We start from the raw sequence: 16,816 nt of genomic DNA on the forward strand, positions 1-16,816 counted from the left end.
CCAGATCAAGCACAGTTCTTTCCTCCGTTTTTTACCCGCGGCGAAGCTGCCGCTGTTTTTTTTATTTCTTTCTTCTGATTTTTCAAGAATTTCTGATAGCAGGTTCCGTACTTAGAGAAAGATACCTGTCTGATCTCCAGCTCTTCCAGCAGCCGCACCATCCACAGGGGTATGGCGCCCGGAATCTTCACTTCCATCAGGCACAAACCCGACGGCAGGATTTCTTTTCCAGACCCTCCCGCCGACAAATCCAGCTGTTCCGTGCGGTACCGGATCTGCCTGTCTATGGTCAGGCGGAAGTTTGGGTCTTCTATCCCAGAAAAGGCCTGCCGTTCATATCCGATAAATACTTTCAGTTCCGGATGATACTTTTCCAGGAACCACTGAATTTCTTTCATAATCTGCTTTGAGACAAAACCTTCCAGCATTGGCGGTTTTCCATCCTCTATCAGCGCCATAGCCTCTTTCTGTGTCATGCTGATTCTTCTTTTATATACCACGCTTTTGTATTTTTTCTTTAATTCCAGAAATACCTGGCTCTCCGCTCCTGGTGTCCCATAGCTGCGCAGCCGCAGTTTTTCCTTATATACCGGCTTTTCCAAAGACTTTCTGATGATTTCATACTGGTCCGTATCAAAATACAGGTTTTCTATTCTGTAGTTTCCGAATCTGTCCCCTTCCATTTTGTTTTGCAGGCGTTTTAACAGTTCCCGGCAAACCGCTTCTTCCATCAGATATTTTTTCTCATATCGCCGGAATATTTCCTGATAGCTTTTCATGGAATCCCTCCTTCCGCCTGCTATCATAATTCCCGTTTCTGAAATTAACCTGAAAAACCGGTTTCAGACTAATTTCAGGCTTCTGCCATAAAATTGACACAGAGCCTGCAGGAGGTTTCTTTCTTTTGCGGAGAAAGCTTGCATAGCCGCTCAGGTTTGTTTATACTGAAACAAGAACTGTTTGAGGAAATTCCCAGGGAAGGTGAAACAATGCAGATATTAATTGTAGAAGACGAGATCCGTCTGGCGGAAGCGCTGGGTCAGATTATGGAGGAGCAGGGGTATCAGGTGGACATGGTTTATGACGGAGAGGACGGGCTGAACTGTGCTCTCACCGGACAGTATGACGTGATCGTGCTGGATGTCATGCTTCCGGGAAAAAACGGTTTTCAAATCGTCCGGCTGCTGCGCCAGGCACATATCAAAACTCCCGTGCTGCTTCTGACGGCCCGGGACGAAACTGTAGATAAGGTAACGGGCCTGGACTGCGGCGCGGACGACTATATGACAAAGCCTTTTGTGCCCGATGAGCTGCTGGCCAGGATACGCGCTCTGTCCCGGCGGCAGGGAGACGTGGTTCTGGATGAAATGACATTTGCCGACCTGTCCCTGGAACTCTCCACCCACAGCCTTTCCTGCAGAGGGAAATCTGTCCATCTGGGATATAAAGAATATGAAGTGTTGAAACTGTTTTTCTGCAACCCCCGCATGGTGCTGTCCAAAGAGCTTCTTCTCACCAAAATCTGGGGCTGCGATTCCGAAGCGGCGGACAATAATGTGGAGGCCTATATTTCCTTCCTTCGTAAAAAGCTGTTTTTCCTGGGCTCTTCCGTGGAAATCAGCACGGTTCGGAAAGTGGGCTACCGGCTGGAGGTGTCTGAACCATGATCCGGAAACTGCGCAGGAAATTTATTCTGATCAATATGTCTCTGGTTTTACTGGTGCTGTGCATCGTGTTCGGCGTTCTGCTGCTCTCCACTTACCGCAACCAGCAGCGGGAGGTGCAGGATACCCTGCGCCAGGCGCTGATTCTGTCAGACAAGCTGGAGTCTTTTCCCCATCTGAAAGAGGATTCCGGTTCGGGAGCAAACGGCGGATTCCAGGGCGGAGCGTTCACAGAACCGGAAGAACCGGGACCGGAGGGCATGAGAAAAAAAATATTCCTTCCCGCTTTTTGCGCGGAAGTTGACCAGAACGGCCTGGTTGCAGAAATATATTCCAGTTTTATGGAGGTCAGCGATGAAACTGCCCAGGCCGCGGTGACCGCCGCGCTGTCCGCAGACAAACCAGAGGGCAAACTGTCCGGTCTGGACCTGCAATATCTGATCGACGACAAACTCCGGGACAGCGGCGCCCGGCTCATCGCTTTTGCAGATCTGAGCAGCAGCCATTCCGCTATGCAGCGCCTGCTGCTGAATTCCGTGCTGGTGGGCTGCGGCGGCCTGGCGGGATTTTTCCTCATCAGCCTGCTGCTCTCCCGGGTGGCCGTGAAGCCGGTGGAACGAGCCTGGCAGCAGCAAAGGCAGTTTGTAGCGGACGCTTCTCATGAGCTGAAAACTCCCATAACAGTTATTCTGGCCAATTCCAGAATCTTGCTTTCCCACCCCGGCTCTACCATCGCGAGCCAGGAGAAGTGGATCCGGTATATCCAGGAAGAAAGCCAGAGAATGAAAGAGCTGGTGGAAGATATGCTGTTCCTGGCAAAATCCGATGCTTCTGCGGCCGAAATCCCCAAATCCAGAATCTCTCTCAGCGACCTGGTCTGGAACTGCCTTCTCCCCTTTGAGTCCGTGGCCTTTGAGCATCGTCTGGAACTGAAAGAAGAAATCGCCCCAGGGCTGTGCGTTCTGGGCAATGAGCCGCAGCTCAAGCAGCTGGTCATGATTTTGCTGGACAATGCCTGTAAATATACTGATTCGGAAGGTTTCATCCTGCTGAGCCTTTCCGCCTCTCAGGACAAAGCGCGCCTGTGCGTCAGAAATTCCGGAGAATCCATTCCCGCGGAGGAACTCTCCCATCTGTTCGAACGGTTCTACCGGGTGGACCAGGCACGTTCCAGGGAAATGGGCGGCTACGGGCTGGGCCTTTCCATCGCCCGGAGCATTGTGGAACATCACAGAGGAAAAATCTGGGCGGAAAGCAGCAAAGAAAAGGGCACCGCTTTTTATGTGGAAATAAAGCTGGCGCCATAAATAAGACTATGTTAAAATATTTACATCTATGTATTGGTACTCAATAAAGGAGGAGCCCAATGGCCGGACATTCCAGCTGTGGTTACTGCGTCAACTATGTGTATGACGAAGATTATGAATGCTACACCTGTCTTGTGAACCTGGACGAGGATGAAATGGCCCGGTTCGTACGGGGCAGCTTTGAAGGCTGCCCCTATTTCCGCATGGATGACGAATACAAAGTGGTAAGGAAACAGATGTGAACCGCTATGCGTCCGATCCGGCGAACAGCAGCCAGTTCGCCCGGAAGGGGCGCATCAGGTTCCAGTATCCCACCCCCATCAGACCCTTTTCCTGCGCCAGCTGCAGTTTCGCTTCTAAACTGCGCACGTCTTCAAACCACACTTCATGGAGAATCCCGTCTTTCCGGTAGGTAAAAAAAGGGCTTTGGGCAATTTCATCAAATTGTATTACCGCCCCGTTTTCAGCGGCGATTCTCACGGCTTCCACATTCCCGATCACTGTGGCCGCAGTTGTTCCCCTCACATAGGGCAAAGGCCAGTCATAACCATAGTTTGGGATTCCCATCAGGATTTTTTCCGCCGGAATCTCCGTCAGGGCGTATTCCACCACCCGGCGCACCATGTTTAACGGCGCCACCGCCATAGGCGGCCCGTAGGTATACCCCCATTCATAAGTCATCAGAAACACATGATCCGCGGCCTGCCCCAGCAGCCGGTAGTCCATGCCTTCGTACAGCAGGCCCGCCTGATCCGCCGAAGTCTTGGGGGCCAGCGCTACAGATACCTGCCAGCCATTTTCATTCATTACTTCCCGGAGGTTTTCCACAAAGGCAGCATATCCTGCCCGGTCTTCCGGCAGAATATATTCAAAATCCACATCCACGCCGGCGTATCCCATGACTCTCACGGTATCTTCCAGCTGGCGGATCAGGTTTTCCTGTACATCCACATCTTCCACAACCCGGTTCACCAGGTAATTATTGAACCTTCCGTCCGCGCCGAAAGGCGTGAGCACCAGCATGGGGCGGACTCCCGCGGACCAGGCCAGTTCGATCAGGGGCAGATCGCTGACCCTGGGAGGGATCAGATCGCCCTGCGGCGTGAATCCATAGGAAAAAATCAGCAGTTCATCCAGATAAGAGAGGGATTCCAGAAGAATATCCCGCTGGACAAAAGGGTATACATATCCCGTCACATACAGGCCGCTGTATTCCGAGCTTTCTCCCGGCCCCCGGATGAGCAGCGCCTGGCCGGGCACCAGGTGGGATTGTCCGTACAGCTGGTTGTCATACTGGATCTGCGCCGGCTCCACGCCGGTCTCCCTGGCAATAGAATAGACCGTATCTCCGGCCCTGACTACATAAATCATTCATACCTGCCTTACAGCGCCGGGAGCAGTGAAGTTCTGTCCCGGCGCCGGTCAAAGGTTTTCATCTTATTATATTCAATTCCGGGGTGAGGAAACACTCCTGCTCCACTCCCCATCCGCTGCTTTTCATCTCTTCAATCAGTTCCTGCAGAACAGGTTCCTGAAAATGATCCAGTTTCTTCAGCACGGAATCTGACAGCGGCCCGCCATAGCCCAGGTTTCTGCTCCTGGCCAGCAGATCCCTGTCCATATAAAGGGGCTGCAGCCCGGGAAAAATTTTGGTGCGGATGTATTGAAAAATGCGGACTCCGCCATAATCCAGGTCTCCCCAATGGTAATAGGAAGTTTCCGGGCCCAGGCACCTCAGCAGCTTTCGCAAAAATTCCGCTTCTCTGGGTGAAAAATAGCCGTGGGAAAAGATATACAGCGTATCTTCCCTGTATTCCGCAGCTTCAAAGTTAGCCTGATTTTCTATGCTGATCACCTGCGGAATCTGCTGAGGCAGCGGTTTTCCCAGTTTCAGCGTCATGCTGTTTAAAGTCACGCCGCAGAAAAACTTTTCCGTGCTGATCTGTTCTCCATTCAGCTCAAATAAAATCCTTCCCTTCAAATACAGCTGCTGGCCGTATTCCAGAATTCCAATCTGCTCCAGAGCTTCCGTATCGCTCATGGCGTCTTCGATCAGCGCGCTGTGCCTTCTGGCTGCCGTCAGGATCTCTCTTTGCCAATCCCGCTCAAAGGCTTTGGAGTCCCGCAAACATCTTGCGCTGAACAGCCGCTTATATTCCGGTTCTTCCAGCCCGTCCAGCGCGTCCGCACAGCACAGAAATTCTTCTCTTTCCAATACAGCAGGTATTGTCCCCCGATCCAGCTGTTCCATCAAGTGATTTTCCCAGGCGGCAATCCAGCTCTTTTTCCTGCTTCCCCGCCGTTTTTCCAGCTCATTCCTCAGAACAGCAATTTTTTCCCAGGGCGGCGTTTTCCCCGCCCTGCGGTACAGTTCGGAAAGATTTTCCAGACGAAAATGAACGATCTCCGCATCGGTATGATCCACGTCGTACCACTTTACCCGGATCAGTCCTTCGGCTTCCAGCGCTTCGGCCTGGGCCACAAATGCGGAACGGCCTCCCACAGCATTCAGATCCTTCTGCTCTACCTTCCAGTGCTTTTCCCCCGACAGACGGCCTTTCCGCCCGGCAGGGGTATCCACCTTATTGAGCATCCATGATATCATTTTCATTGATCAGCTCTCCAAACTCCTCTTTTTCAAACTCCTGAATGGATATGTGTTTCTTATTGGGGTTGGCGAATACAAAGGTTTTGTCCACGCTTTCCAGATAATTCTGGATTTTGTCGTTAGTGGCGCTGATGATGGCCTGGAACCCAAATCCGCGGATCAGCTTCATGCAGCTGGCCACCTTTTCCGCATCCATTTTGGAAAAGGCTTCATCCAGCACCACCAGCCGGATGGAAGGGTCTCTTCTGCGCCTGGCGGAAAGGTCGATATGGTAAGCCTGGGCGAAACTGGCCAAAAGGGCCACATAAAGGGGGTTCTGCCCTTCTCCGCCGGAATTTTTCTTAAGCATCTTGCTCAGCGGGATTTTCACAGTCTCCTCTCCTTCTATGATCTGCTCCATGTCAAAAGAAAGATAAGTCCGGTAATCCGCATATTTTACCATATTCCGCTTCGCTTCCTCCAATTCTTCGGCAGTAGCGTTGTCCGGCGGTATAAAGCAGCTGATCAGTTCCTGGATCAGCTCTCCATAGTGATTTTCATGGGTCATTGCAAACAGGTTCATCTGGTGGTCCACCGAAGGCCGCAGGCTGGCGGGATTAATCTCCAGATCCTCGGCCATAAACATGTCGAAATACTTCCCGTCCGGCCCTTTGTTCTTTCCGAACTTGAACCTGTACTTGTCTTTTCCGAAATCCAGCCTGTCAATGATCTGATTCAGCTGCCGCTTCCGCTCCATGGCTTCTTTGATGGCGCTGCGGATCTTGTACACAAAATCCTGCTTAAACAGCTCCACCGCTTCCCTGGCCTGTTCATCAGCCTTCTGATATAAGGTTTCCAGGTCTGTATACCGCAGCCGTTCCAGCAGCTGGTCATAATCCTGATTTTCCGAGCTCTCCGGGTCAAAGCTGCGGTTTGGATGCTGCCTGAGGTACTCAAACCGAAGGCCGCGCAGGCCTGACCAGGCGTTCTCCAGCTCTCCCGCTGCCTGGGTTTCTTTTCCCTGGAAATACTGCCGCAGGCTGTCGTACTGCAGGCTGCCCCGCTGCTTCTTCTCCTTCAGGTATGCCTGTACCTTCTCTTCCAGCTCCGGCCTTCTTGTAAACAGCCGCTCCTGTTCCGCCAGCTGCCCGCTCAGTTCCAGATGCTGCTGCCGGAACAGGCCGGCACGATTCTCGATTCCGGCAGAAAGACGCATCAGTTCGTCCCGTTCTTCTTTGTATCTGCTACATTTTTCCTCTGCCGCATCCCGTTCCTGTTCCCAGGCCGATACATCCTGCCGCTGCAGCTCTTCCAGCTTTTTCAGCAGCTTTTTCTGCTCCTTCTGCTTCTCCGGCAGCCGCCGGATATCCTCTGCCCAGCCCAGATATTCTTCCGCCGGCCTGGAAAGGCCTTCCAGAGCTAAAACCTGCGCGCACTCCTCCTGCTGTTTCTTCAGAGGTTCCAGTTTTTCTTCCAGAAGCCGCTTTTCCTTTTCCATCTGCCGGATTCTGCGGCGGCGGCCTTCCTTCCCAATGTAAGCGAACCTGGTGTACTGCTTTGGATTGATCCGCTGCAGCTTATATCCCTGGTACAGCAGGCAGCCGCTGGTAATTCCCACAGCCTGCTCCCTCAATTCGTCCACATCGGCACATTTTATCACATTCCCCATCAGGAAGTCCAGATAAGCCCGGACATGGGGCTGGCGGCAGTCCACCTCCTCCGCCAGCGCGCCCTTCTTCACCCGGTGCTCCCTGGCCATTACCTTTTCTGTATCCAGCACGGCGGCGGAATAATATTTGTTCTGGTCCAGTTCTTCGTATACCGCCATGGCCTGGCGGACATAGGCCGGCTCTACGATCAGCAGAAGCTTATTGCTGCCCATGTAGCCTTCCACGGCGTTGCGCCAGGTATCGTCCGGGATTTCCAGCAGATCCGCCAGGATTTCCACCTGTACCGGCCTTCCGGTTTGGGCCTGCAGCCGCCGACGGATCAGCTGTCTGGCTTCCTCCAGCTCTTTTGGGTAGGCTTTTCCTCCCTGTCTGAGGCTGGCGGCCTCCTTCTCAATCTCTAAAACTTGTCTGGACAGTTGGCGCACATCGGAATCCAGCTCCTTTTTCAGGGCGGCGGCATCCTTCTGAAGCTCCACGATCCCTTTCTGAAGCCTGTCCAGTTCCTCCGGCTGAATGGCCTCTCTGCGGAACCTGCCGATATCCCAAAGCACCGGATTAGGGGTCACATCCTGTTCTTCCCATTGACCCAGGGCCGCCGCCGTCTGCTGCCACTTTCCCCGGCTGGCGCTCAGCCTCTCCACCATTTCGTTGACGCCTGCCAGCTGCGCCTGCAGCTCTTCATAGCCGGAAGCCGCGATCTGCCTGTCCAGCTCCCTCCTCCGGGCTTCCAGGTCAGAAATCTTCTGCTCTAAAGTTTTCTTCCTGTCCCCGGCCGCCTCCAGATCCTTTCCGCAGGCTTCTATTTTGTCCTGCAGCCCGGATACCCGCTCCCGCTGTCCCGCCAGGTCCATATACTGCCGGAAATAACCGGCCTCTTCTTTCTGCGCCTTTCTGGCCATCGCCTGGCCGTAGGCCTCTCCGATCTTTTCCAGTTCCCTGATCTCCCCACAGGTATCTCCGATTTTTCTGCGCATCCTGCCGTACTGCATGACACTTTCCTGCATGTCCTCTATCCGGATATCTTCTTCCATGCAGATGTATTCTTTTACAAATTCTTCCAACCGGATTTTCATGCGAAAAGGGATGGCCCGGCGGAACAGCTGGGGGAAGCGCTTCTCATTCAGCCCGCCCAGATATTCATCGTAAAGAACTCTGCGGAACCGCTCATTGCTGGGCCCCAAAAAATATTGATTCTTCTCGAAACCATGCTGCAGCTCTTCGCGGATTTCTTCCGTGGTCATGGCCCGGCCGTTTTTCCGGTAAGCGTTTTCCAGAAGAGGGCCGTCATGCTCAAAAAACAGCCGGCTGTTCACGGAATTGGACGCTGTATCCACATCAAAGGCCACGCCGATGGACTGGCAGCTGCCTGTGTCCGTGCGGCGCAGCTCCATTACGATGGTGGTGGAAAAATTACGGTTTCTCACATACTCGTATTCATTGTCCTCGCCGATATTCACCATACCCCTGAGATATTCGATCAAACTGCGGTCCGAATCATCCGCGGCAGCCTTGTTAAAGAAGCCGCGCCCGTCGGAATCCGCATAGAGCAGAATCTGCAGGGCATCGATCACGGTGGATTTCCCGCTCCCGGAATGCCCGGTAAAAAAGTTAATCCCCTCCCGGAAGCTCAGGATCTTCCGGTCTATGTAATGCCAGTTGTTCAGGCACAGCCTGGACAGTGCTTTAAATCTCTGCTGCTCCATGATCTTCTATTCCTTCCTCTTCCGTCTCTGTTTCCTGTATGCTGGATTCTCTTTCTAATTCCATCTCCTTCTGCCCGGGATCGGGCTGCTGTGCTCTGAAACTGTCCAGCAGCGCCCGCACATCATCCCCCAAAAGGACCAGGTGAATAGAAGGGTAGATCAGCAGACGGGTCCGGCTGTCCATTTCTTCCATCACATCCAATGGCTCCACCAGCTGGAACCGCTTCAGGAAAGCGATGGACCGGCGTACATCCGACCAGGGCAGCTGCCGTTCGATGAGACCGAATCCCCCCAGCTTTTCATTCATATCCCCCAGAGTGGTGAACACCTGGCTGGAATTAGATACCGACGCCATTTGTTCGTCATAGATCACCTTCAAAATCAGCAGATACAGCGTTGCTGTTCTTGTCATCTTATCACCGACCAGACTCTCTCCCTGGAGATAAATGATCCCGTCCTGCACATTTTCCCGCAGTGATACGCCCATAATCTCAAAATAATCCTGTAAAAATTCCAGGTGCTGGCTGCAGATCCTGTAATCTCTGTTAAAGGTCATCCTGGAAGATCTCCTGTCGTACTTCCGTTCCAGGACAAAAGTCTGCCGGTACAAGAGCTGCACCGCCCGTCTCAAGTCTTCCCGTTCTTCCTGCATCAGCCGGCTGTAATATTCAATCATAAATCTTCCTCAACCTTTCTCCGAACGGCGCGCTTTACAAAAGTCAGTTTCGGATAGACATAACCATTCTGTCTGATCCTGCCTTCTTCCTCTTCCGGTACCGTAAAAGGGCTGTCCCTGCGCATGGCGTCGTCATAAGCCAGAATCAGTTTTTCAAAAGCTTCCTCATCCTGTACGGTATCCTGATCCACTCTGTAACAGCCATTCTCCATCCTGCTCAGGACAAACTCCTGAATCTCTCTTCTGCTGTAACGGTTCTGTATCTTATTCAGCCTGAGGACTTCTCTCCGTTCCAGTTCCCGCACCTCTTCATCCGGTTTCAGAGAACCGGCAAAGTCAGCCCTGGGCTTTCTTCTTTTATACAGGGACTCCCCGGAAAGCACCTGAATATCAGACAGGTTCATCCTCAGGGCCGTCTGCCTGATCCTCTGCTCTGTCTCGTCTCCTTCTGCAATCCGGTTCAGCAGCTGCACCATCAGCCCCAGCATATCCCGGTCCTCATTGAGCAGATAATTCAGCCTGGTCACTGTGGCCCGCACATATTTTGTGTGCTCCTGGTCCATAAAGAAGATCCGTCTCTCGATATCCCGGAATCCCCGGCTGATCTCTTCTGTTTTATCCAGCACCAGTCGTCCTGCCAGAAACTGATGGTCTTTTTCCTCGCCGTCCGGCCCGTCTTCCAGAAGCAGCAGCCTCCGGTTTTCCTCGTCCTCAATTTCCTTCAGCCATTTCCTGATTTCCATTTTATACAGATAAAAATTATCAGAAGTTTTCAAAATATGGTATTTTTTCCGCACAACCTCTTCCACATAGACATTCAAATGCTCCTTGAGCAAATCGCCATAAGAATCCTGGTCCAGCAGGCTGGCGAAAAAGCGGTCCATATTGTGCAGCATATTCTGCAGCGCCCGGTTCAGTTCCCGGGTGTTCACCACCGCGGACTGCAGCAGGCTGATATCCCTGCGGCTGTCATTCCGGTAGGAAAACAAAATTGCATAAATGCTCTGGATATACACATCCGCATCCTGCCCCTGTTCCTGTTCCAGCTTTTCAAAAGCTTCTATCATCACTGCTGCGTATTCCGGGATCACCACGTTGGTGATCCCCTGGGCATAGTCCTCCAGCTTTTTCAGCCATCCGTTTTTTACCAGCCATTTCAGGACCTGGGTGGACGGAGGTTCCAGGGAATCCTCCCAGTCCGCCTCTTCTTCCCGGAGCATGGCAATGCGCCGCCCGCTGAAATAATTGCTGAGCACCTGGATGCAGACTTCCCAGCTCAGGAAATAATTATTATATTGATATTCTTCATTAATTCTCAGCAGCGCTTCGATATAGATTTCCCGGTTGCCGGACCGGAATAATCTCCAGAAGCTCTCTGGGATCTCCTGTTTACGCTTCATAAGTCTCCCCTAGCTTGTGCCAGCCGTATTTCCATGTCAAAAATTGCCGAATATATTCCTGTTACAAATTATACCTAATATTCCTGATAAACTCAAGCGGCATTGAAAAAAATTATTTTTTTGCTATTGACAAAACATGTATCACATGCTATACTATCAAAGTATTTTAGATAAGATTTAGATTTCACATATTTTTGTAAATCATTATCTCTATCTTTGATAATGGGTTACAAAAATATGTGATTTTTAGTTTTACCGTAAATATACAAAAAATAAAAAACAGGAGGTATCTTTCATGAATAAAGGTACAGTAAAGTGGTTCAACTCTCAGAAAGGCTTTGGTTTCATCACCAATGCTGCAACAGGCGAGGATGTATTCGTACATTTCTCCGGCATCGCTTCCGATGGTTTCAAGTCTCTGGAAGACGGTCAGGAAGTTGTTTTTGACATCGCTGAAGGAAACAAGGGCCTGCAGGCTGTTAACGTAACTCTGGCTTAATTTGCTGAGACACATAACAGAATGAAGAAAAAAAAGCTGTTTGGCGGCGGAGTATATCTCCTCCCCCAAACAGCTTTTTTGGTATACGAAATCACTCTGGTAATTTCATTTCATCAACCATTTTTACAAAACCATATTTTTCATACAGAAGCCGCCCCATGTCAGTGGCTTCTAAAGAAATATATGTAATTCCCCTGTCCTTAATATCTTTGACAAGCAGATCCAGGGTTTTATAGGCGACTCCTCTCCTTCTGTATTGGGGAGCCGTATACATATTCATTATATACGCACGGTTTCCACTGGGATTATGATACGTCGGCATGACCTGATAAAAACTGACGCCGCCAGCCCCGGCAAAATGTTTTTCATCAAAGACTAAATAAGCAATGTGCGTCCCGTTTTCAAGCGCCTTTTGATAATAAATATAGGATTGCTTCTCTACCTCACTCATATCCGCGTCACGAGGCAGTTTGTTTGCCGCCCTCAGCACTTCCACCCTTGTAGTTGTCAATACTTCTATGTCCTCAAGAGTTGCCTTTTTATATGTTAACCCCATACTGTGCCTGCCTTTATTCTTCTATTTTATTATTTCCCTCAGAAAGCATCATAACGTCAGGTCAGCTACCATAATATATTCTTCTTCATTCTCATGAAAAATAGCAAATCCGGCCTTCTCATATATTTTTACTGCGTAATTATCTTTTTGAACAGATAAAGACACTTTTGAATATCCAGTTGATTTCAGATTCCGGAGAAGGGTTTTTAATAATGCGGTTCCTATCCCTAAGCCTCTGTATTCTTTGTACAAGGATATTGCAAGAGACGGCGTATTATCATCTATGTGACCGTAATCATTTATCATGCGAACCCATGCAGCGCCCACAATTTGTTCATCTACCACCGCGGCAAAAGCTCTGTCACGCTCTGAATTCCCAAAACCGGCAACATATACTTGCAGTTCCGGCAAATTAGTGATGGACTTTGGCGGCGGTTCTGCGCCTTTGGGAATGAAAATTGCTTCATACAAAAAATCATTCAGCAATGGAAATTCTTCTCTTTTCATCGCCCGGATTAAATATTCCATAAGCGCTCCTAACTATTGAAAAAATGGCGCAGACCATTTTTTACTGCCCGCGCCATTTTCTAATGCGGTCAGATACTCAAAATTTCTTACCGCAGTATTGATTTGTTAGATTTTCTCTCCTGTTATTTTTGTACAATATTTATATCTACTTGAAAATGTTGATTTTACGCTGTTTTTCGCTATCTCTCTTCTAATTTACTCCATTTTTACTCCAATTTTAAGCCAATATTTTCAGTTCGGCTACTTCTTCTTTTTTCTTTTCTTTTGAAACGTGCGTGTATAAGTCGGTTGTCATTGCCAATGAGGAGTGACCTAAGAGTTTCTGCACTACCTGTTGGTCTACTCCATTTTCATAGCACCTTGTAGCGTATGTATGTCGCAGAGTGTGACAGGTAAACAGTTCAAATATCTTCGGCTCTCTCTTTTCTTCCTTTGCCAGTTCAATCTCTATTACATTGATTTTCGCTACATAGTCTTTGATTGCACTATTGACGTTATAATAGTAAACTGGCGAACCGTCTGAACAGGTAAATACCAAATTTTGAAATTCTTTGTGCTGTTTCCATATCGAGCGTTTCCACATCTTCTGTTCTGTCTGCTTTATCTTCTGATTTTGCAAAATCTCATACACTTCATCTGTCATAGGAATTACACGATTACTGGATATAGTTTTTGCGGTCGTATAGAAAAACTTTGAACCCTCAACAGGACTAGAAGCCTTTGAATAATGGATTGTCTTATTGATTATAATTTCTCTTTTTTCAAAATCACAATCTTCCCATTTTAGTCCAAGCACTTCTCCAATTCGACAACCTGTTGTCACAGCAAATTTCAGAACATTGATGTGTATATAAGAAGAAGCAAATGCAAAGAATTTCTCCTGTTCTTCTCTTGTTAATACACGTCTTTCTTTTTTCACTTCTTTTGGCATTTCCACACCGATACAGGGATTTTTTCTAATGTATTCACTCAATACCGCTTTATCAAACATATCGCTTAACATAAATCTGATATTTGATACCGTTCCATGTGCAAGACCACTATCTATCAAGTCATTCAAAAACTTCTGAACGTGATATGTTTTAATGTCCTGCAAATACATCTTTCCGATAGAGTTCTTCACTCTTGCGTTATAGTAACTATGGTTTTTATATATCGTAGTCATTTTAACTGTTTTCTTCTTATACAACTCCGTCCACGTTACATACCATGCGTTTAAAGTGATACTTTCGCCATTGCCATTCAAACCATGTTCATCTTCATAAACCGCTTCTCGCAACTTCCGTTTCAATTCATTCAGTTTGAAATCATAAAGCGTTTTACGTTTTCCTGTTTTGCTTGTAAATCTTGCAATATAGCGTCCGTCTGCTCTCTGTGAAATTCCCTTACCGAGTTCTTTGCCCTTTAAATCTTTACCCATACCAACTTTCCTTTCTTCTACTGAAAGAAATATGGTAAAGTAAATATTTCAATTTTCATTATATCCACACCCCATTTTCTTTTCAAGCCCTTTTACATTGATATTCCAGCCATTCATCAAGTAATTTCTTATTTGCATACAACCGATTACCAATGCGTACTGTAAATCTATTTTTCGGATTGTTCAACAGTTCTCTTGCCTTTGTTTTCCCAATCCCCATATACTCACAAAATTCATTTATATTTAGTAATGCTTTCTCGATACGATTACCCCCTTTCCTCTAATTTTCTTGCTTTTATGTAATCATCATACAACTGCTTCTGTGTGATATTCATTTCTCCATTTGCTACGAGATTACCGATATAATCTCTCTGCTCTATCTTCCCAACCTCTGCAAACAGCTTCAAAGACGGGGCAACATACTTTTCCAGCCACTCCCATACCTTTTGCAGACTTTTCTTCTGTGGTTGCATGGTAAGTTTCACCTTGCCTATATCTTTCATCAGTTCCGCCCACGCTTGATAGGTTGGATAAAGCCTTTTTCGTGTTGTCATGCTGTCTGTCGGCTTTTCTAAAAATCGTATTTTGCTGTTCAACACTTCCATTGCCAGTCCTGCCACATCTCTATATCTCAATAATTCCTGTACTACACTTACCGCCATTTCCTGCCGAAATCTCAACTCATATCTATTCCAATTTTCATCTAATTCTGTTCCATACTTTTTATTCTGTTCATATCCCTTTTCATAAAATACCAATCTCAAATTACTGGCTGAACTGCCGAGATAAAGACTTCCACCTTTACTCTGAAACACTTCCTCTTTCAATTCTCCCGAGTCGTGAAAATCTATCTCCCGTAACTTTGAAGAAAGCAATCCCTCTTTTGTCCGTACAATCAAATCAGGAATACTCAAATACGGTTTTCTGTCGTCTATCGCCAAATCAATCCGAGGAAAATTGATGTGATACTGACAAACTCTGTTTAAGAAATCAAACCATGTTTCCTCATTGAGTTGTAAAAAATTCTCATAGTTGCGACAGCCTTTCCCACTCATCAAAATCTGAAAGCCTTGATACTGTGCGTTTCCTGTCGGCTTTAGCACCTTGATATTATCGAAGATTGCCACAACCTCATGTCCTGCAATCCCCTTTTCATAGCCCGTTACGGTCATAAGTTCCAAAGGTATTCTCAGTACATCTTCTATAACTGCTTCTAACGGAACTTCCTTAACGGTTATCTGACACCAGTCTATCAAGGCACTTAATTCTTCTTTCTGTCGTATTACTCCCCTGTTAGTGTAGGGGAGTTCTGGAAGAAAACTTCCGCTTCTTTCTTCCAAGTTTATCAAACCTCCTTATCTGCAATGGCGTTGCCATTGCCCTGCCCTCAACCTGCCGTTTGGTACGTCAGAACGAGGGCAGGAACTTTGACCGCCTACATATTTTTGTTTGGAACAGGGCGGATACCCTTACAGGTAATCTTCTCCACTAATACAGGGAAGTTTCCTCTCTGCACATAAGGGGCATATACTGGTTCTTCCAGTTCCACCACAGCATAAGGCTCAATCTTTGGATGTTCCGTTGCTTCCAAGCGAATATCCACGCTGTTCCCAAGTTTCATGCTTCCAAGATGAAGTTTTAAGGCTTCCACTTCCTCTGTTTTCTTCTTACTGTCTTTATCATAACGGTAACAGTTATCCGCACCCATGAAACGAAGTTCTCCAAAGGCTTCTTTTACCTGTTCTTTTGTCAATATAATCTGCATACACATTCCTTTCTCCCCGTTGAACCGATAGGACAGTTTCTCATATTTTCATTCTCTTATTACGACGTCGTTTTTAGTTCAGTTATTTCTGAACTTAATTGTATATTAGCACAGACATATTCGTTTTGCAATATAAAGTTTAGTTTTTTGTGAACTTTTTGTTTTCTTTTTTCTGAACTTGTGGTATAGTGTCCTTAGACGATAAGATATGAAAAGTTATAACAGGATATGGAAAGAGAGGGTTTTCAGATGAATACAATCGCAGAACGGATTAAATTTGCCATGAAAGCAAAAAATAAAAAACAGGTAGATATAGTCAAAGATACTGGTATCAGCAAAGGAGCGTTCAGTTCCTATCTTTCGGGACAGTACAATCCGAAAGCAGATAAACTGGAACTGATTGCTGACTCCTTAGACGTAGATTTGCGTTGGCTTTACGGGGAAAATGTGCCTATGGAAAATAATCAAAGAAATAATACTGCCCTGCAATACGTCTTTTACAACAACTCCTGCTCCGAGTATCTTCTTGATGATTTAGATGATATGTATATCGCAATGAAAACACAGTATTCCGCCCTCATTCCACGCTTTTATGTTCTTGTCAACCGAAGCGGAAACGAAGTACACATACTGCCATTATTTTTAAGAGAAGATAGTTCCGAGTTCTACGAATGTCCGTCTGATTTTTTCCATGCAGACAAGCACAGCGTTTTCACAAGAGATTTTGACAGTATCAGCGTGGAACTTTCAACTGCCACCGTCTATTATTATGGAATTGATAGAAAGACTTATGAGCCGAAAATTACCATGCTGTCCTACTCACAGGCTAACGACTGCTTTTATATCGACAACGGAATACAGGACGATCACATCAAGGCATTTGAAAAGGAACTGGTAAAAGAAGCACTTTACTTAAAGCATAACGCCCAGTAACAGACAAGAGGACTTGCAAGGTTTCTGACCTTTCAAGTCCTCTGCTGTATCATGGTACTGTTGGCTGTGTCCGTTCTGTCAAGGACTGCCCTACGGCGTATCGGCTTC

17 protein-coding genes are annotated in these 16,816 nt (G+C 47.7%); 5 read left to right on the forward strand and 12 right to left on the reverse strand.

Going from position 1 to position 16,816, the window contains the following annotated elements:
• Positions 1–5: 5 nt before the first annotated feature.
• Complete coding sequence (locus tag EV209_RS01310) at positions 6–779, reverse strand: polyphosphate polymerase domain-containing protein (RefSeq protein ID WP_130432293.1); 774 nt, start codon at positions 777–779, stop codon at positions 6–8.
• 210 nt (positions 780–989) lie between these two features.
• Between EV209_RS01310 and EV209_RS01315 the strand changes: the two genes are divergently transcribed.
• From EV209_RS01315 to EV209_RS01325, 3 genes are read left to right on the forward strand one after another with little or no spacing between them, the layout of a single operon-like run.
• Positions 990–1,667, forward strand: a complete 678-nt coding sequence (locus EV209_RS01315; protein ID WP_130432295.1) for a response regulator transcription factor — start codon at positions 990–992, stop codon at positions 1,665–1,667.
• Positions 1,664–2,971 (forward strand): sensor histidine kinase, encoded by a 1,308-nt coding sequence (locus EV209_RS01320; protein WP_130432297.1) that lies wholly within the window; start codon positions 1,664–1,666, stop codon positions 2,969–2,971. Before EV209_RS01315 ends, EV209_RS01320 begins: the two co-directional genes overlap by 4 nt.
• Positions 2,972–3,030: 59 nt before the next feature.
• Complete coding sequence (locus EV209_RS01325; protein ID WP_130432299.1) at positions 3,031–3,213, forward strand: DUF6472 family protein; 183 nt, start codon at positions 3,031–3,033, stop codon at positions 3,211–3,213.
• 4 nt (positions 3,214–3,217) lie between these two features.
• On the opposite strand, the gene EV209_RS01330 is transcribed toward EV209_RS01325, so the two are convergent.
• From EV209_RS01330 to EV209_RS01350, 5 genes are all read right to left on the reverse strand, one after another.
• On the reverse strand, positions 3,218–4,342 hold the full coding sequence (locus EV209_RS01330) for a glycoside hydrolase family 18 protein (RefSeq protein WP_130432301.1): 1,125 nt from the start codon (positions 4,340–4,342) through the stop codon (positions 3,218–3,220).
• Between the two features lie 61 nt (positions 4,343–4,403).
• Positions 4,404–5,582 (reverse strand): Wadjet anti-phage system protein JetD domain-containing protein, encoded by a 1,179-nt coding sequence (locus EV209_RS01335; protein ID WP_130432302.1) that lies wholly within the window; start codon positions 5,580–5,582, stop codon positions 4,404–4,406.
• Positions 5,554–8,931 carry an ATP-binding protein gene (locus EV209_RS01340; RefSeq protein WP_130432303.1) on the reverse strand — a complete coding sequence of 1,126 codons (3,378 nt, stop codon included), beginning with the start codon at positions 8,929–8,931 and terminating at the stop codon, positions 5,554–5,556. Before EV209_RS01340 ends, EV209_RS01335 begins: the two co-directional genes overlap by 29 nt.
• Complete coding sequence (locus EV209_RS01345) at positions 8,912–9,607, reverse strand: DUF4194 domain-containing protein (protein WP_130432304.1); 696 nt, start codon at positions 9,605–9,607, stop codon at positions 8,912–8,914. The genes EV209_RS01340 and EV209_RS01345 overlap by 20 nt, the downstream gene beginning before the upstream one ends.
• Positions 9,604–11,007, reverse strand: coding sequence for a Wadjet anti-phage system protein JetA family protein (locus EV209_RS01350; protein WP_130432305.1), 1,404 nt, complete (start codon positions 11,005–11,007; stop codon positions 9,604–9,606). The genes EV209_RS01345 and EV209_RS01350 overlap by 4 nt, the downstream gene beginning before the upstream one ends.
• Positions 11,008–11,302: 295 nt before the next feature.
• Here EV209_RS01350 and EV209_RS01355 point away from each other — a divergent pair, with 295 nt between their 5' ends.
• The gene (locus EV209_RS01355; RefSeq protein ID WP_130432306.1) at positions 11,303–11,506 is read left to right on the forward strand and encodes a cold-shock protein; all 204 of its coding nucleotides are present in this window, start codon (positions 11,303–11,305) and stop codon (positions 11,504–11,506) included.
• Positions 11,507–11,597: 91 nt separating this feature from the next.
• Here EV209_RS01355 and EV209_RS01360 read toward each other — a convergent pair whose 3' ends face one another.
• The 6 genes from EV209_RS01360 to EV209_RS01385 form a co-directional block, all read right to left on the reverse strand.
• A complete protein-coding gene (locus EV209_RS01360; protein WP_130432307.1) occupies positions 11,598–12,062 on the reverse strand; it encodes a GNAT family N-acetyltransferase in 465 nt (154 codons plus the stop codon).
• Between the two features lie 48 nt (positions 12,063–12,110).
• The gene (locus tag EV209_RS01365; protein ID WP_130432309.1) at positions 12,111–12,590 is read right to left on the reverse strand and encodes a GNAT family N-acetyltransferase; all 480 of its coding nucleotides are present in this window, start codon (positions 12,588–12,590) and stop codon (positions 12,111–12,113) included.
• Between the two features lie 217 nt (positions 12,591–12,807).
• Entirely contained in the window at positions 12,808–14,010 is a 1,203-nt protein-coding gene (locus EV209_RS01370) for a site-specific integrase (protein ID WP_130432311.1), read from the reverse strand.
• Positions 14,011–14,092: 82 nt separating this feature from the next.
• Positions 14,093–14,272, reverse strand: coding sequence for a MerR family transcriptional regulator (locus tag EV209_RS16915; RefSeq protein ID WP_081445676.1), 180 nt, complete (start codon positions 14,270–14,272; stop codon positions 14,093–14,095).
• Positions 14,273–14,276: 4 nt separating this feature from the next.
• Positions 14,277–15,359, reverse strand: a complete 1,083-nt coding sequence (locus tag EV209_RS01380; protein WP_130432313.1) for a replication initiation factor domain-containing protein — start codon at positions 15,357–15,359, stop codon at positions 14,277–14,279.
• Positions 15,360–15,445: 86 nt separating this feature from the next.
• The gene (locus tag EV209_RS01385; protein ID WP_130432315.1) at positions 15,446–15,775 is read right to left on the reverse strand and encodes a hypothetical protein; all 330 of its coding nucleotides are present in this window, start codon (positions 15,773–15,775) and stop codon (positions 15,446–15,448) included.
• A gap of 249 nt (positions 15,776–16,024) precedes the next feature.
• Here EV209_RS01385 and EV209_RS01390 point away from each other — a divergent pair, with 249 nt between their 5' ends.
• Positions 16,025–16,708 (forward strand): helix-turn-helix domain-containing protein, encoded by a 684-nt coding sequence (locus EV209_RS01390; RefSeq protein ID WP_130432317.1) that lies wholly within the window; start codon positions 16,025–16,027, stop codon positions 16,706–16,708.
• The last annotated feature ends 108 nt before the right edge of the window (positions 16,709–16,816 follow it).

The sequence above is a fragment of the Cuneatibacter caecimuris genome, assembly GCF_004216775.1.
Lineage (GTDB): Bacteria > Bacillota > Clostridia > Lachnospirales > Lachnospiraceae > Cuneatibacter > Cuneatibacter caecimuris.

Excerpts from the sequence above, each read along its gene's own strand:
- EV209_RS01310 (WP_130432293.1), bottom strand. The coding sequence starts at position 779 with ATGAAAAGCTATCAGGAAATATTCCGGCGATATGAGAAAAAATATCTG.
- EV209_RS01315 (WP_130432295.1), top strand. The coding sequence starts at position 990 with ATGCAGATATTAATTGTAGAAGACGAGATCCGTCTGGCGGAAGCGCTG.
- EV209_RS01320 (WP_130432297.1), top strand. The coding sequence starts at position 1,664 with ATGATCCGGAAACTGCGCAGGAAATTTATTCTGATCAATATGTCTCTG.
- EV209_RS01325 (WP_130432299.1), top strand. The coding sequence starts at position 3,031 with ATGGCCGGACATTCCAGCTGTGGTTACTGCGTCAACTATGTGTATGAC.
- EV209_RS01330 (WP_130432301.1), bottom strand. The coding sequence starts at position 4,342 with ATGATTTATGTAGTCAGGGCCGGAGATACGGTCTATTCTATTGCCAGG.
- EV209_RS01335 (WP_130432302.1), bottom strand. The coding sequence starts at position 5,582 with ATGAAAATGATATCATGGATGCTCAATAAGGTGGATACCCCTGCCGGG.
- EV209_RS01340 (WP_130432303.1), bottom strand. The coding sequence starts at position 8,931 with ATGGAGCAGCAGAGATTTAAAGCACTGTCCAGGCTGTGCCTGAACAAC.
- EV209_RS01345 (WP_130432304.1), bottom strand. The coding sequence starts at position 9,607 with ATGATTGAATATTACAGCCGGCTGATGCAGGAAGAACGGGAAGACTTG.
- EV209_RS01350 (WP_130432305.1), bottom strand. The coding sequence starts at position 11,007 with ATGAAGCGTAAACAGGAGATCCCAGAGAGCTTCTGGAGATTATTCCGG.
- EV209_RS01355 (WP_130432306.1), top strand. The coding sequence starts at position 11,303 with ATGAATAAAGGTACAGTAAAGTGGTTCAACTCTCAGAAAGGCTTTGGT.
- EV209_RS01360 (WP_130432307.1), bottom strand. The coding sequence starts at position 12,062 with ATGGGGTTAACATATAAAAAGGCAACTCTTGAGGACATAGAAGTATTG.
- EV209_RS01365 (WP_130432309.1), bottom strand. The coding sequence starts at position 12,590 with ATGGAATATTTAATCCGGGCGATGAAAAGAGAAGAATTTCCATTGCTG.
- EV209_RS01370 (WP_130432311.1), bottom strand. The coding sequence starts at position 14,010 with ATGGGTAAAGATTTAAAGGGCAAAGAACTCGGTAAGGGAATTTCACAG.
- EV209_RS01385 (WP_130432315.1), bottom strand. The coding sequence starts at position 15,775 with ATGCAGATTATATTGACAAAAGAACAGGTAAAAGAAGCCTTTGGAGAA.
- EV209_RS01390 (WP_130432317.1), top strand. The coding sequence starts at position 16,025 with ATGAATACAATCGCAGAACGGATTAAATTTGCCATGAAAGCAAAAAAT.